Origin of the sequence: Streptomyces incanus (assembly GCF_042656345.1) — a bacterium.
Classification (GTDB): Bacteria; Actinomycetota; Actinomycetes; order Streptomycetales; family Streptomycetaceae; genus Streptomyces; species Streptomyces incanus.
In genome coordinates this window covers 96167-110603 of sequence record NZ_JBHSPC010000007.1, presented here as the reverse complement: position 1 = coordinate 110603, position 14437 = coordinate 96167, and the positions used below count along the sequence as shown (strand labels likewise).

General features: G+C 71.1%; 10 protein-coding genes. 6 read left to right on the top strand and 4 right to left on the bottom strand.

Annotated elements, in window-relative coordinates; genetic code table 11:
* Window positions 1-64: 64 nt before the first annotated feature.
* Window positions 65-595, bottom strand: coding sequence for a DUF4245 domain-containing protein (locus ACFP2V_RS01865; RefSeq protein ID WP_381204501.1), 531 nt, complete (start codon window positions 593-595; stop codon window positions 65-67).
* 125 nt (window positions 596-720) lie between these two features.
* Here ACFP2V_RS01865 and glpX point away from each other — a divergent pair, with 125 nt between their 5' ends.
* Complete coding sequence (gene glpX / locus ACFP2V_RS01860) at window positions 721-1755, top strand: class II fructose-bisphosphatase (protein WP_381204500.1); 1035 nt, start codon at window positions 721-723, stop codon at window positions 1753-1755.
* A 309-nt stretch (window positions 1756-2064) separates the two neighbouring features.
* Here the strand turns inward: glpX and ACFP2V_RS01855 are convergent, their stop codons facing one another.
* Together ACFP2V_RS01855 and ACFP2V_RS01850 are read right to left on the bottom strand one after the other, a co-directional pair.
* Complete coding sequence (locus tag ACFP2V_RS01855) at window positions 2065-2442, bottom strand: WhiB family transcriptional regulator (protein ID WP_381204499.1); 378 nt, start codon at window positions 2440-2442, stop codon at window positions 2065-2067.
* 187 nt (window positions 2443-2629) lie between these two features.
* Window positions 2630-3325 (bottom strand): DUF1707 SHOCT-like domain-containing protein, encoded by a 696-nt coding sequence (locus tag ACFP2V_RS01850; RefSeq protein WP_381204498.1) that lies wholly within the window; start codon window positions 3323-3325, stop codon window positions 2630-2632.
* A gap of 286 nt (window positions 3326-3611) precedes the next feature.
* On the opposite strand from ACFP2V_RS01850, the gene ACFP2V_RS01845 reads away from it, so the two are divergent.
* The 5 genes from ACFP2V_RS01845 (at window position 3612) to ACFP2V_RS01825 (ending at window position 11829) form a co-directional block, all read left to right on the top strand.
* Window positions 3612-5282 carry a fumarate hydratase gene (locus ACFP2V_RS01845; protein ID WP_381204497.1) on the top strand — a complete coding sequence of 557 codons (1671 nt, stop codon included), beginning with the start codon at window positions 3612-3614 and terminating at the stop codon, window positions 5280-5282.
* Window positions 5283-5700: 418 nt separating this feature from the next.
* The gene (locus ACFP2V_RS01840) at window positions 5701-6669 is read left to right on the top strand and encodes a M28 family metallopeptidase (RefSeq protein WP_381204496.1); all 969 of its coding nucleotides are present in this window, start codon (window positions 5701-5703) and stop codon (window positions 6667-6669) included.
* A gap of 299 nt (window positions 6670-6968) precedes the next feature.
* Window positions 6969-8372 (top strand): class II fumarate hydratase, encoded by a 1404-nt coding sequence (locus tag ACFP2V_RS01835; protein WP_381204495.1) that lies wholly within the window; start codon window positions 6969-6971, stop codon window positions 8370-8372.
* A gap of 148 nt (window positions 8373-8520) precedes the next feature.
* Window positions 8521-9273 (top strand): cytidylyl-2-hydroxypropylphosphonate hydrolase, encoded by a 753-nt coding sequence (fomD, locus tag ACFP2V_RS01830; protein WP_381204494.1) that lies wholly within the window; start codon window positions 8521-8523, stop codon window positions 9271-9273.
* A gap of 510 nt (window positions 9274-9783) precedes the next feature.
* On the top strand, window positions 9784-11829 hold the full coding sequence (locus tag ACFP2V_RS01825) for a SpoIIE family protein phosphatase (RefSeq protein ID WP_381204493.1): 2046 nt from the start codon (window positions 9784-9786) through the stop codon (window positions 11827-11829).
* 92 nt (window positions 11830-11921) lie between these two features.
* Here the strand turns inward: ACFP2V_RS01825 and ACFP2V_RS01820 are convergent, their stop codons facing one another.
* Complete coding sequence (locus tag ACFP2V_RS01820) at window positions 11922-14210, bottom strand: transglycosylase domain-containing protein (protein WP_381204492.1); 2289 nt, start codon at window positions 14208-14210, stop codon at window positions 11922-11924.
* Window positions 14211-14437 lie beyond the last annotated feature (227 nt).

The following is a 14437-nucleotide window of genomic DNA, read 5'->3' as shown; positions in this document are numbered from 1 at the left end:
CCGTACGCCTGCCGTATACCGACCGTCGTGAACCGACCGTCGTGGACCGGTCGTCGTGAACCGGTCAGTCGGCGGATGCGGTGCGCAGAGCCTCGGCCATCTCCGTCAGCCGGGCGAAGGACGCCGTGCCCGTCACCACCGTGGTCGAGCCCTCGTCCTCGAGCACCAGCGCGTCGTACTGACCGCCCTCGTACCGGGCCCAGGTCTTGCCGGCGATCTGCTGCGTCTTCCCGGTCTTCTCCGCGCCCTGGGTCTCGTTCTCGATGAAGACCACCGGCTTCTGAGTCGACTGCTCGACCGCCACGTACTCCCCGTCGGGGGCTCGGTAGCCGAGATGCCAGGCATCGAACTCCTCGCCCTGGAAACGAACGGAGGTGGGCTTCCACGCCTCGGACAGACCCTCGGGCGCGGCCACCGGGTAGACGGCGGCGCGGCGCGCGGTGAGCAGGTCGACGCGGTAGTCGAGCCGCTTGAGGTCGGGCTCGCCGTCGTCGTGCGGGATGAACAGCCAGATCACTCCCGCGACGAGCAAGATGAGGCTCAGGGAAAGAATCATGTCCCGAGCCGACTTCTGCGTGCTGTTCGTTCCTGCCACGCCCCTATCGTCGCAGGTGCCTCGCCCGCTCATCCGTGGGGTCCCCTGCTCATTTTGTCGGCCCGGCGCTAGAGTCGGGCGCAACACCCTCATCCGGCCGTCGTCGTACAGAAAGGTGCGCTCCGATGACCGAACACCATCAATTGCCGTCCGAACTCGATGTGCCCTCCGAAGCTCCCGACCGCAACCTCGCCCTGGAACTCGTCCGGGTCACCGAGGCCGCCGCGATGGCCGCCGGGCGCTGGGTCGGGCGCGGTGACAAGAACGGCGCCGACGGTGCCGCGGTACGCGCCATGCGCACCCTCGTCTCCACCGTCTCGATGAACGGCGTCGTCGTCATCGGCGAGGGCGAGAAGGACGAGGCCCCGATGCTCTTCAACGGGGAGCGCGTGGGCGACGGGACCGGGCCCGAGTGCGACATCGCCGTCGACCCCATCGACGGCACCACACTGACCGCCAAGGGCATGACCAACGCGATCGCCGTACTGGCCGCCGCCGAACGCGGCTCGATGTTCGACCCCTCGGCCGTGTTCTACATGGACAAGCTGGTCACCGGGCCCGAGGCCGCCGACTTCGTCGACATCGACGCACCGGTGGCCGTGAACATCCGCCGGGTCGCCAAGGCCAAGCGGGTCACCCCCGAGGACGTCACGGTGGTGATCCTCGACCGGCCTCGGCACGAGGGCATCATCAAGGAGATCCGGGAGACCGGGGCACGCATCAAGCTGATCTCCGACGGTGACGTGGCCGGCTCGATCCTCGCCCTGCGCGAGGGCACCGGAATCGACCTGCTGCTCGGCATCGGCGGCACCCCCGAGGGCATCATCTCGGCCTGTGCCGTGAAGTGCCTCGGCGGCACCCTCCAGGGCAAGCTGTGGCCGCAGGACGACGCGGAGCGGCAGCGCGCGATCGACGCGGGGCACGACCTCGACCGGGTACTGACCGACGGCGACCTGGTCTCCGGCGAGAACGTCTTCTTCGTGGCCACCGGCATCACCGACGGCGAGCTGCTGCGCGGGGTGCGGTACCGGTCCGAGACCGCCACGACCGACTCCATCGTGATGCGGTCCAAGTCGGGCACGGTGCGGCGGATCGACTCCGAGCACCGGTTGAGCAAGCTGCGTGCGTACAGCGCGGTGGACTTCGACCGGGCCAAGTAGCTCCGCCGGGTTCGCCGAAGGCTGTGCGGGCGGCCCACGGGTGTGCGGTCCGTGGGTCACCGGGGTCGCGTCGGACGGTGCGGGTCCACTGTGGCCCGGCGCGGCCCCGCGCCCCTTGCGACACACGGTGCACACGGTGCGGGACGGGCGCCCCCGTGCAGGGGGCGTCGCGCGGTTCCCCGCGCCGCTGTCGAGTCGCCCCCTGGTCGGGAACGCGCCCCTCGTGCAGTACGGGTCGCGTGGTTCCCCGCGCCCCCGGTGAGTCGCCCCGGGGCGGAAACGTGCCTCGCGCCGGGTTCCGGGGGCTGGTCAGCCTGCCGCCGCTATGGAGCCGTCGGTGCGGGCCGCCTTCTGGAGTTCCACGTCCCGGCGACGGCGTCGGGCTAGGACCACGCGGCGCTCGGCGGCGGTCAGGCCGCCCCAGACGCCGTAGGGCTCGGGCTGGAGCAGGGCGTGCTCCCTGCACTCGACCATCACCGGACAGCGGGCGCAGACCCGCTTGGCGGCCTCCTCACGGGAGAGCCTGGCGGCCGTGGGCTCCTTCGACGGGGCGAAGAACAGTCCTGCCTCGTCGCGTCGGCACACCGCCTCGGTGTGCCAGGGCGCGTCCTGGTCCCTGTCGCGCGTCGGCACCCGCTGGGCCGGAACGGCAGCTACCTGCAGGGACGAATGCGGCGGTTGCGGCACGGGTCTACTCCTGACGACGGCTTCGCGAGCGAGAGACGATGCAGCAAGGCTTACCCGCTGTGCGTGCGCCTATGCACTGAGTCCCGAACCGCCGCCTCCGGCAACGGAATTCGTCCCACGCCGCCTCCCCGCCGCACGGACGGAGCGCCTCCGTTCCAGCGCCTCCGCCCGCCCCGCTCCACCAGCGTCAACGGCCCTGGCGCTTGCCCAGACCCTTGTCCACCGAGCGCTGCACCCGGTCGAGGATGTCCGCCACCAGCTTGCCCCGCTTGGGCCGCGCCTCGACATTGCTCAGCACCGCCCAGCCGTCCACGTAGACCACCGGGGCCTCGGGGTCCTCGGAGTCCAGCGAGGCCACCTCGAAGTTGCCGAGGACACCACCGCCTATGCCGCGCAGCGACACGTTCTCCGGGACGCGGACCTCGACGTTGCCGAAGACCGCGAAGGCCTTGATCATGACCTGCTGATGTTCGAAGATCGCCTCGCTGAGGTCTATCTCGACATTGCCGAAGACCGCGTACACATGGATGCGGCGACCGGCCCGCCAGCGGCCCTTGCGGGTGGCGGCACTGAAGACCGCCACCACATTGTCGTCGGGGTCCATCGGGATGGCGCCCGCGGTGGGCCGGCTGGGCGCCGAGGCAGGGGCCGCGCGCCGCTGGTGGGCGCCCGGCAGATCCCGGACGAACACCTCGAGCTCTCCGGCGGTCTTGGCCGCCAGCACGCCCTCGACGCGCTCGGCGTGCTCCTCGGGGGACAGCCTGCCCTCGGCGAGGGCCTCGCGCAGAAGGTCGGCGACACGGTCGCGGTCGGCGTCCGAGACGCGCAGCTCGGCGGCCCGCGGTGCGCTGTCCTGCGGCTGGGCGTGCTTCTGAAGGTCCACGACAGCACCTTACCCAAACGCGATAGATCGCGACTAGCCCCCGTCACGAACTCCTCGTGAACGACTCGGGAACCGCCGAACCGACCGGGCGGCCCCCATCGGGCCGGCCGACCCCACCGGATCACACCGGACCCACCGACCCGACCGGCCCGGCGGGACGCCATGAGGCGGTGACCGGCCGCCACTGAGGACAACCTCACAAGCTCACCCCCGGCGGCAGGTCCTACGCTGGTGGGCGCCCGCCGGCGTCGGCGGGCGGCCACCTGTCGAGTGAGGAATGGGCGAGATGCCTGAGTTCGAGTACGCCGATCTGCTCCCCATGGGAGAGGACACCACGCCCTACCGGCTGGTGACCTCCGAAGGTGTCTCCACCTTCGAGGCCGATGGACGGACCTTCCTCAAGGTGGAGCCTCAGGCGCTGCGCAAGCTCGCCGAAGAGGCCATCCGCGACATCCAGCACTACCTGCGCCCCGCTCACCTCGCCCAGCTGCGCCGCATCATCGACGACCCCGAGGCCTCGTCCAACGACAAGTTCGTCGCCCTGGACCTGCTGAAGAACGCCAACATCGCGGCGGCCGGCGTGCTCCCCATGTGCCAGGACACCGGCACCGCGATCGTCATGGGCAAGCGCGGCCAGAACGTCCTCACCGAGGGCGGCGACGAGGAGGCCCTGTCCCGGGGCATCTACGACGCGTACCACAACCTCAACCTGCGCTACTCCCAGATGGCGCCCCTGACCATGTGGGAGGAGAAGAACACCGGCTCCAACCTCCCCGCCCAGATCGAGCTGTACGCGACCGACGGCGGCGCCTACAAGTTCCTGTTCATGGCCAAGGGCGGCGGCTCCGCCAACAAGAGCTTCCTCTACCAGGAGACCAAGGCCGTCCTGAACGAGTCCTCCATGATGAAGTTCCTGGAGGAGAAGATCCGTTCGCTCGGCACGGCCGCCTGTCCGCCGTACCACCTGGCGATCGTCGTCGGCGGCACGTCCGCCGAGTACGCGCTGAAGACCGCGAAGTACGCCTCCGCGCACTACCTCGACGAGATCCCCTCCGAGGGCTCCCCGCTGGGCCACGGCTTCCGCGACAAGGAGCTGGAGGACAAGGTCTTCGAGCTGACCCAGAAGATCGGCATCGGCGCGCAGTTCGGCGGCAAGTACTTCTGCCACGACGTCCGCGTGGTCCGGCTGCCGCGGCACGGCGCGTCCTGCCCGGTCGCGATCGCCGTCTCCTGCTCCGCCGACCGCCAGGCCGTCGCGAAGATCACCGCCGAGGGCGTCTTCCTCGAGCGGCTGGAGCGTGACCCCGCGCGGTTCCTCCCGGAGACGACGGACGAGCACCTCGAGACCGAGCGGGATGTCGTCCAGATCGACCTGAACCAGCCGATGGACGCCATCCTCGCGGAGCTCACCAAGTACCCGGTCAAGACCCGTCTCTCCCTCACCGGCCCGCTGGTCGTCGCCCGCGACATCGCGCACGCCAAGATCAAGGAACGGCTGGACGCGGGCGAGGGAATGCCGCAGTACCTCAAGGACCACCCGGTGTACTACGCCGGTCCGGCCAAGACCCCCGAGGGCTACGCGTCCGGCTCCTTCGGCCCGACGACGGCCGGCCGCATGGACTCCTACGTCGAGCAGTTCCAGGCGGCCGGCGGCTCCAAGGTGATGCTCGCCAAGGGCAACCGCAGCAAGCAGGTCACCGACGCGTGCGACGCGCACGGCGGCTTCTACCTCGGCTCGATCGGCGGGCCGGCCGCCCGGCTCGCCCAGGACTGCATCAAGAAGGTCGAGGTCCTGGAGTACGAGGAGCTCGGCATGGAGGCGGTCTGGAAGATCGAGGTCGAGGACTTCCCGGCGTTCGTCGTCGTCGACGACAAGGGCAACGACTTCTTCCAGGATCCTTCGCCGCAGCAGCCGACGTTCACGTCGATCCCGGTGCGGGGGCCGGGGCTGGTGTAGCGCCTCGGGGGGGGAGGGGGCGGCGGTTGAGGGTTTCCGCTCCCGCCGCCCCTTCCCGTCCCGTCTCCGGGGCCGCGCCCCGGACCCCCTCCTTCGGCCCTGAGCGGGCCCCGCCCTCGAATGCCGGACGGGCCGGGGGCCGGCCCATCGCCCGCGGTTCACCCTCGGCCGGCGGGGACGGCTCGACACCGGCGTGCCTGCACGGCAGACCCCGGAAAAGCCCGTGGGGGGCTGTTGCAGGGTGCCGCGCGCCCGGATAGCGGACGCCATGTTCCTTTTTTGGACAACCTGTCCGCGCGGGCCCCGTTTCCGTTGACTCCCTCAACCTCCGCTGTGAGTCTTCTCGCCAATCTGACATGCACACGCTATGTCGGACTCCCTGTGGCCCACCCCACGGCCACTTCCCTAAGGAGACAGTGTGAGACGACGATTCGCCGTGGCGAGCTTCTCCCTCGCCGTCGTGCTCGGCTGCGGAACACTCCCCGCCGCGGCCGCCGCTCCCGCGGACACGGGCCGGTCCTCCATCGCCGTGAACGCGCTCGCCGCGCCCGACGTCGACGTGACGAAGGTGCGGGCGCACCTGAGCGAGCTCAGCACCATCGCCGGCCGCAACGGCGGCACCCGCCGCTCCACCACCCAGGGGTACCGCGACTCGATCGCCTACGTGAAGGGCAAGCTGCAGGCGGCCGGTTACACCGTCACCGAGCAGCCCTGCACCTCCGGCTGCACCAGCGGAGCGGGCCCCAACCTGATCGCCGAGTGGCCGCGGGGCGACGCGAACAACGTGTACATGTTCGGCGCCCACCTCGACAGCGTCTCGGCGGGCCCCGGCATGAACGACAACGGCTCCGGCTCGGCCGCACTCCTGGAGAACGCCCTGACCCTGGCCCAGCAGAACCCGGCCATGCGCAACCGGGTCCGCTTCGCCTGGTGGACCGACGAGGAGCAGGGCCTCAACGGCTCGAAGTTCTACGTCCGTTCACTGTCCTCCACCCAGCGCTCCCAGATCCGGGCGTACTACAACTTCGACATGGTCGCCTCGACCAACGGCGGCTACTTCATCAACCACATCACCTCGTCGGCCGCCGCGCCGATGAAGGCGTACTGGGACTCGCTGAGCGTGCGGCCCGAGGAGAACACCGAGGGCGCCGGGCGCAGCGACGACTACCCCTTCGAGCAGGCCGGCATCCCCACCTCCGGCTACGCGATGGGCGCCAGCGCCCGCAAGACCTCCGCCCAGGCCACCAAATGGGGCGGCACGGCCGGTTCCGCCTACGACCCCTGCTACCACCGGTCCTGCGACACCCTCACCAACATCAACGCCACCGGCCTGAACCGCGCGGCCGACGGTATCGCCTACACCCTCTGGCAGCAGGCCGTCTCCTGAAGCCGGGACACCGCCGGGTCCCGGCCCGACGGTGTGTGGCAGGTCCACGGCCGCACGCTCACCACGCCGTCCGGCGCCGGCGCCGGCGCCCGCAGCGGACGCGTGCGGCACCCGGCCGGTGAGAGCGCGTCCCCGCGGACGGGCCTCCCGGCCGACGGCGGTCTCCACGCGGTACTCCGCCCCGCCGCCCCTCGCGGCGGGGCGGCGTCCGTTCCGGGTACCCGTGCGGAATGCCGGCAAGGAGCCGGCAGGAATACATCCGGTCCGCACCACTGCTGTGGACCTTCGGAGGTACGACGATGACGACCACGGACGACGACCGGCGCTACCGCATCGAGCACGACTCCATGGGAGAGGTGAAGGTACCGGCCGAAGCCAAGTGGCGCGCCCAGACGCAGCGCGCCGTGGAGAACTTCCCGGTCTCCGGGCAGCGCATCGAACGCGCCCACATCGAGGCCCTCGCCCGGATCAAGGGCGCCGCGGCGAAGGTGAACGCGCGCCTCGGTGTGCTGGACGAGGACATCGCCGAGGCGATCGGCGAGGCGGCCGGGGAGGTCGCCGGGGGGAAGTGGGACGAGCACTTCCCCGTCGACGTGTTCCAGACGGGTTCGGGCACCTCGTCCAACATGAACGCCAACGAGGTCATCGCCACCCTGGCGACCGAGCGGCTCGGGCGCCCCGTGCATCCCAACGACCACGTCAACGCCTCCCAGTCGTCCAACGACGTCTTCCCGTCCTCGATCCACATCGCCGCCACCGCCGCCGTCACCCGGGACCTCGTACCGGCCCTGGAGCACCTCGCGGCCTCGCTGGAGCGCAAGGCCGAGGAGTTCGCCGACGTGGTGAAGTCGGGGCGTACGCACCTGATGGACGCCACACCCGTCACCCTCGGGCAGGAGTTCGGCGGGTACGCGGCCCAGGTGCGGTACGGGGTCGAGCGGCTGCACGCCTCCCTGCCCCGGCTGGCCGAGCTGCCGCTGGGCGGGACCGCCGTCGGCACCGGCATCAACACCCCGCCCGGGTTCTCGGCCGCCGTCATCGAGGAGGTCGCCGAGGCCACCGGGCTGCCGCTGACCGAGGCCCGCGACCACTTCGAGGCGCAGGGCGCCCGGGACGGCATCGTGGAGACCAGCGGCCAGCTGCGGACGATCGCGGTCGGACTGACGAAGATCGCCAACGATCTGCGGTGGATGGCCTCGGGGCCCCGCACCGGCCTCGCCGAGATCGCCCTGCCCGACCTCCAGCCCGGCTCCTCGATCATGCCCGGCAAGGTCAACCCGGTCATCCCGGAGGCCGTGCTCATGGTGAGCGCGCAGGTCGTCGGCAACGACGCGACCGTCGCCACCGCGGGTGCCGCCGGCAACTTCGAGCTCAACGTGATGCTGCCCGTCATCGCGAAGAACGTCCTGGAGTCGATCCGGCTGCTCGCGAACGCCTGCCGGCTGCTCGCCGACCGTACGGTCGACGGGATCGTGGCCGACCGCGAGCGCGCCCGTGAGTACGCCGAGTCCTCGCCGTCCGTGGTCACCCCGCTCAACAAGTACATCGGCTACGAAGAGGCCGCGAAGGTCGCCAAGAAGGCGCTGGCACAGCGGAGCACCATCCGCCAGGTGGTCCTGGAGGGCGGGTACGTCGAGCGCGGCGACCTCACCGTGGAGCAGCTCGACGAGGCCCTGGACGTCCTGCGGATGACGCGTCCGTAACGCGTCGCGGCCGACCCGCGTCCCCGTCGTGCCCCGGGGCACCCCGTCCCGCCTCCGCCGTGTCCCCGTCATGTCCGCGGCGGTTCCGCTCGGGTGAACCGTGACGGGGACCGCAGCGGCGTGTGCCCGAGGCACCTAATATCTGCCCATGACAAAGGACGGAGCGGCAGGACCCGAGGAAGCGGGCGGCCCGAGGCGCGAGCACGGCACCACGGCGGCGGGTGGCCCGCGGTCCGGGACGGCGGCCGGCCCGGACGGCCGCTGGGCGCCCGGGACGCAGGTGCTGTGGCGCTACCGGGAGAACGGTGGCGCCCGCTTGCACATCGTGCGCCCCGTCACGGTCGTACGCGACGATCCGGAGCTGCTCGCCGTGTGGATGGCGCCCGGCACCGAGTGTGTGAGGCCGGTGCTCGCCGACGGCACTCCCGTGCACCAGGAGCCCCTCCGGACCCGGTACACCAAGCCTCGTACGGTCCAGCGCGACCGCTGGACCGGGACCGGTGTGCTGAAGCTGGCCCGGCCCGGTGAGCCCTGGTCGGTGTGGCTGTTCTGGGACCAGGACTGGCGGTTCAAGAACTGGTACGTGAACCTGGAGGAGCCGCTGGCCCGTTGGGCCGGCGGGGTGGATTCCGAGGATCACTTCCTGGACATCTCCGTGCATCCGGACCGCAGTTGGCACTGGCGGGACGAGGACGAGTTCGCGCAGGCCCAGCGGGACGGACTGGTGGACGCCGCGCTGGCCGGCCGGGTGCGGGAGGCGGGCCGGGACGCGGTGGCCGTGATCTCCCGGTGGGGAGCCCCGTTCTCGGACGGCTGGCAGAACTGGCGCCCGGATCCGTCCTGGACGGTACCTTCACTGCCACCGGACTGGGACCGCACGCCCGCGCATCTGTCGTCATGAGACTCTTGATGCACCCCGGGTCAGGAAACGTAGGATCGTCCTCCGCAAGGCACCGGGCGAGAGCAACTCCCGGAACACGCGCTGGGCTTGACCGAACGTCACCGAGGGGCGGCAGGACGTGAGCGAGGGGTACGGCAACACCGGTGCGGGCCGGGGACGGCCGGCAGGCGGCGCAGGAGCAAGCGCTCACCACACGGGGATCCCGTTCCTGGGGCATGCGTTTTGGGTATCGGAGTTCCGGCGGGACGTACGGTGTGCACGGCGTGTGTCCCCGGCCTCACGTTCACGGGGCAGGCGGGAATGTGAGAAACGGGCCGTGGCCCCGGACGGATGGACTCGACACGCGTGACGGAGCAGCCGACCTCCTACGAGCGCCCGGACCCGGGCGCCACCCCCGCGGACGCCCACGGGGCGTTCCTGCCTGCCTCGGCGCCGGCACACGGGCCCGGCTCGACATCGTCGTCATCGCCGCCGTCATCCGCGCCGGCGTCTCCGGCTTCGCCGACGTCCTTGGCGTCGTCGGGTACGGCCGGGCCCGGCGCCGAGCACTCCCAGCCGCACGCCGGGCAGGAACCCGACACCCACCGCCCTCGGCCCGCGCCCGAGGGCATCCCGCTCCAGCCGGCCGGAGGACAGAAGACCGACGTGCACGACCACCCGGCAGCGGACCACCCGGTAGCGGCTCCTCCTGCGCCCGGCGGGGCGCCCGAGGAGCGAGGGGGCCAGGAGCGGGGGGACCAGGACCGCGGGTCCCGGGAGCAGGCGTCCCAGGACCGCTCCGCACCCGTCCCCGACGGCCTCGAGCGCCGCACCGGTCAGATCACCCCGCCCGGGAAGCCCACCCCGATGCGGCGGGACGGGGACCGGCTGAGGTTCGTCGGCGCCGCGACCCGGCGGATCGCCCGCGGCATCGATCTCGAAGAGATCGTGATGGGCCTGTGCCGGGCCACCGTGCCCACCTTCGCCGACACCATCCTGGTCTACCTGCGCGAACCGCTGCCGGTCGGTGACGAGCGGCCCACCGGTCCGCTGGTGCTGCGGCTGCGGCGCAGCGACCGGATCCCGGCCGAGCGCGACACCGAGGGCGGTTTCGTGCCGGCCGCCGCGCCCGCGCGTTCCGAGCTGGACTCCATCGGCTCGGAGCGGTGCACGGTGCGGCCCGGCAGCGCGCTCGCCGAAGTGCTGCGCGGCGTACGGCCGGTGTTCACGGACGCGCCCGCCGCGCGCGCCGCGCTGCCCGAACTCCTCGGCGAGAGCGCCGAGTCGGCCGTCCCCGACGGTCAGCGGGCGATCCTCGCACCGCTGCGCGGCCGGCGCCGGGTGATCGGCGCGGCCCTGTTCCTGCGCGGTCCCGAGCGGGTCGCCTTCGAGGCCGACGACCTGCTGGTCGCCGCCCAGCTCGCCACGCACAGTGCCCTCGGCATCGACAAGGCGGTGCTGTACGGGCGGGAGGCGTACATCGCGGACGAGTTGCAGCGGACCATGCTGCCGGAGAACCTGCCGCGCTGCACCGGCGTGCGGCTGGCCTCCCGCTATCTGCCGGCCGCCGAGACCGCGCGCGTGGGCGGTGACTGGTACGACGCCATCCCACTGCCCGGCAGCAGGGTCGCGCTGGTCGTCGGCGACGTCATGGGGCACTCCATGACCTCCGCCGCGATCATGGGCCAACTGCGCACCACCGCCCAGACCCTGGCCGGGCTCGACCTGCCGCCGCAGGAGGTACTGCACCACCTGGACGAGCAGGCGCAGCGGCTCGGCGCGGACCGCATGGCGACCTGCCTGTACGCGGTGTACGACCCGGTGGCACACCGCATCACCATCGCCAACGCCGGTCATCCGCCACCCATCCTGCTCCCCCTGGGCGGGCGGGCCGAGGTGCTGCGGGTCCCCGCGGGCGCCCCGATCGGCGTCGGCGGCGTGGACTTCGAGGCGGTCGAGTTGGACGCCCCCGCCGGGGCGACGCTGCTGCTCTACACGGACGGCCTGGTCGAGTCCCGGCTGCGGGACGTGTGGACCGGCATCGACCAGCTGCGCGACAAGCTCGCCGCGACCGCCCAGCTGACCGGCCCGGACCATCCGCCGCCGCTGGAGGCGCTGTGCGACGAGGTGCTCGACATGCTCGGTCCGGGCGACCGGGACGACGACATCGCGCTGCTCGCCGCCCGCTTCGACGGGATCGCGCCGAACGATGTGGCCTACTGGTTCCTCGAGCCGGAGGACGCCGCTCCCGGCCGGGCCCGCCGGCTGGCCCGCAAGGCGCTGTCCCGGTGGGGCATGGAGGACCTGAGCGACTCGGTGGAGCTGCTGGTCAGCGAGGTGGTCACCAACGCGGTGCGGTATGCCTCCCGCCCGGTCACGCTGCGGCTGCTGCGTACGGACGTGCTGCGCTGCGAGGTCGGTGACGACGTGCCCCAGCTCCCGCGGCTCCGCCAGGCACGCGCCACGGACGAGGGCGGTCGCGGCCTCTACCTGGTCAACCGCCTGGCCCGCCGCTGGGGCGCGACCCGGCTGAGCACGGGCAAGGTGGTGTGGTTCGAGCTGAACCACGGAAACTGAACCACGGCACCTGAACGGTGTCGGCGAAATGGGGGGCGCCCGGTCCTGTCACCGGGCGCCCCTTTCGTTCGCTTCCCCCTCTGCTCCCCCCTCTACTGGCCCCCGTCCGTCGTCTCGTCCGGATCGGGCGGGACCTCGATGGTGGGTGGGGTGAAGGTCGGGTCCGTCGGTGGGGTGGTCGTCGGTTCCCCGGTGGTGGGCTCGGTCGTCGTCGGTTCCTCGGTCGGTTCCTCGGTGGTCGGCGCCGGCGTGGTCGGCTCCTCGGTCGTCGGTTCCTCGGTGGGTGACTCCGAGGGCGACGCGGGCGCCGACGAGGACGGGGGCGGTGTGACGGCCGCGCCCTGATCGGTCTCCAGGTCGAACCTGCTGGTCTTCTCCATCACGCCGAAGGTGTACGCGGCCCAGATCTGCGCCGGGAAGCCCCCGCCGTTGACGCGGGGCTCGCCGCCCGCGCCGTACATCTCGACCTGCTTGTGCGGGGGCTCGTCGTCCTCGCCGAACAGGCCGACCGCCGTGATCAGGTCGGGGGTGTAGCCGGTGAACCAGGCCGACTTGTTGTTGTCGGAGGTGCCTGTCTTGCCGGCGACCTGCTGGCCGTCGCGCAGCGGGTTGTCCCGGACCGCCGTGCGGGCGGTGCCGTCGTCGACCACACCGGTCAGGACCGAGGTCACCGTGTCGGCGGCCTCGCGGCTGATGACCTGCTCGCCGACCGCGTCCGGGATGGTGACGGTGCGGTTGAGGTGCTCGGCCGACTTGATGATCGTCGGGGTGGTCCGCTTGCCGTGGTTGTCGAGGGTGGCGTAGACGGCGGCCATGTCCATCGGGCTCGCGCCCATGGAGCCCAGGGTCTGGGCGGGCACCGCCTCCAGGGCCTCGACGTCCATGCCGAGCTTGCCCGCGGTCTCCATCACCTTCGGCATGCCGACGTCGACGCCCATCTGCGCGAAGACGGAGTTGACGGACTTGTTCATGGCCGTCTGGACGGTGATGTCGCCGTAGTCCGCGTCGTCCTCGTTCTCCGGGGCGAAGCCGACCTCCGTGCCGTTGTCCATGACGGGACGCTTGCTGGTGCCGTCGTAGACGGTGTTGGCCACGATCGGCCGGCCGTCCTGCGTCTCGGCCTGTTCCTCGACCGCGGCGGCCAGGATCACCGGCTTGAAGGTGGAGGCGGGCTGGTAGTCGGGGCGGGTGGCGTTGTTCGTGAAGTGCTTGAGGTAGTCCACGCCGCCGTACAGCGCCACGACCGCGCCCGTCTTCCGGTCCACGGAGACGGCGCCGGCCTGGATGTCGGCGTCGACCTCGCGCTCCTCGGCGTCCAGCTTGCCGGTGAGCTGGGTGCTGACCGCCTCCTCCAGCGCCTCCTGCTTCTTCTTGTCGATGTTGAGGGTGATGGTCCAGCCGCCGAGCTCGACCAGCGCGTCGGCCTCCTTGGTGTCCGCGGCGGCGCCGTCGGCGACGAGCTGCCGCTTCAGCGCGGCGTTGGCCTCGGTCACCAGGTAACCGACCTGGCCGGCCTGGCCGGGATCGCCCTTGGGGTCCTTCGGCACCGGGAACTCCATGCCGGACCGCTCGGCGGCGTCCAGCCACTTCTCCTCGACCATGTTGTCGAGGACGTAGTTCCAGCGGTTCTTGACGAGCTTCTTGCTGGTGTCCGAGGCCACCGCCCAGTCGTACTGGCTCGGTGCCTGGAGGAGCGCGGCGAGGTAGGCGCCCTGCTCGACGGTCAGGTCCTCGGCGTCGACGCGGTAGTAGGCCTGGGAGGCGGCCTGGACACCGTAGGCGCCACGGCCGTAGTAGCTGGTGTTCATGTAGCCGGCGAGGATGTAGTCCTTGGGCTTCTCCCGGTCCAGTTTCAGGGAGATGACGAGCTCTTTGAGCTTGCGCGAGACCGTCTGTTCCTGGGTCAGGTAGTAGTTCTTCACGTACTGCTGGGTGATCGTCGAACCACCCTGCGCGCCCTTGCCGGAAACGGTGTTGAGCAGACCGCGCGCCGTGCCCTTGAGATCGACACCGGCGTCCTTGTAGAACGTCTTGTTCTCGGCGGCGACGAACGCCCGCTGGACCGGCTTGGGGACCTGCGCCAGGTCGACGACCTCACGGTTGACCTCGCCGTCGCGGGCCATGATCGAACCGTCGCTGTACTTGTAGACGTTGCTCTGCTGCTGGGCGTCGGCGTTCCCCTCGGGGATGTCGATCAGCATGTACAGCACGATGAAGGTGCCCATGCCGAGCAGACAGAGGCCGAAGGCCGTGCCGAGGATCTTCTTCCAGGTGAAGAGGCGGCGTATCCGGCCCCGGCCGTTCCCGCCCGCCGAACGGCCCCCGGATTCCGCACGGCGCCCACCGCGCTGTCGTGCGCGTCGTTCTTCCGCTCGTCCCATGGGTCCGCTCTGCTCCGCTTCGCTCGTGTGTGCTCACGTAGCACACAGATTCCTCACTCAGGTCAACTCCGCAAGCTAACACCGGAAGCCATGACAAACGGCCGCCGATCCTGCCTTTACGGGCGTGAGAATCAGCACCCGTCCCACCGTGAGCCGCCATCCGCCTCACCAGAACCGACGTACGAAAGCTGTTCATGGTTGCCGCAGGCTGCTAAAGTGCTATCACT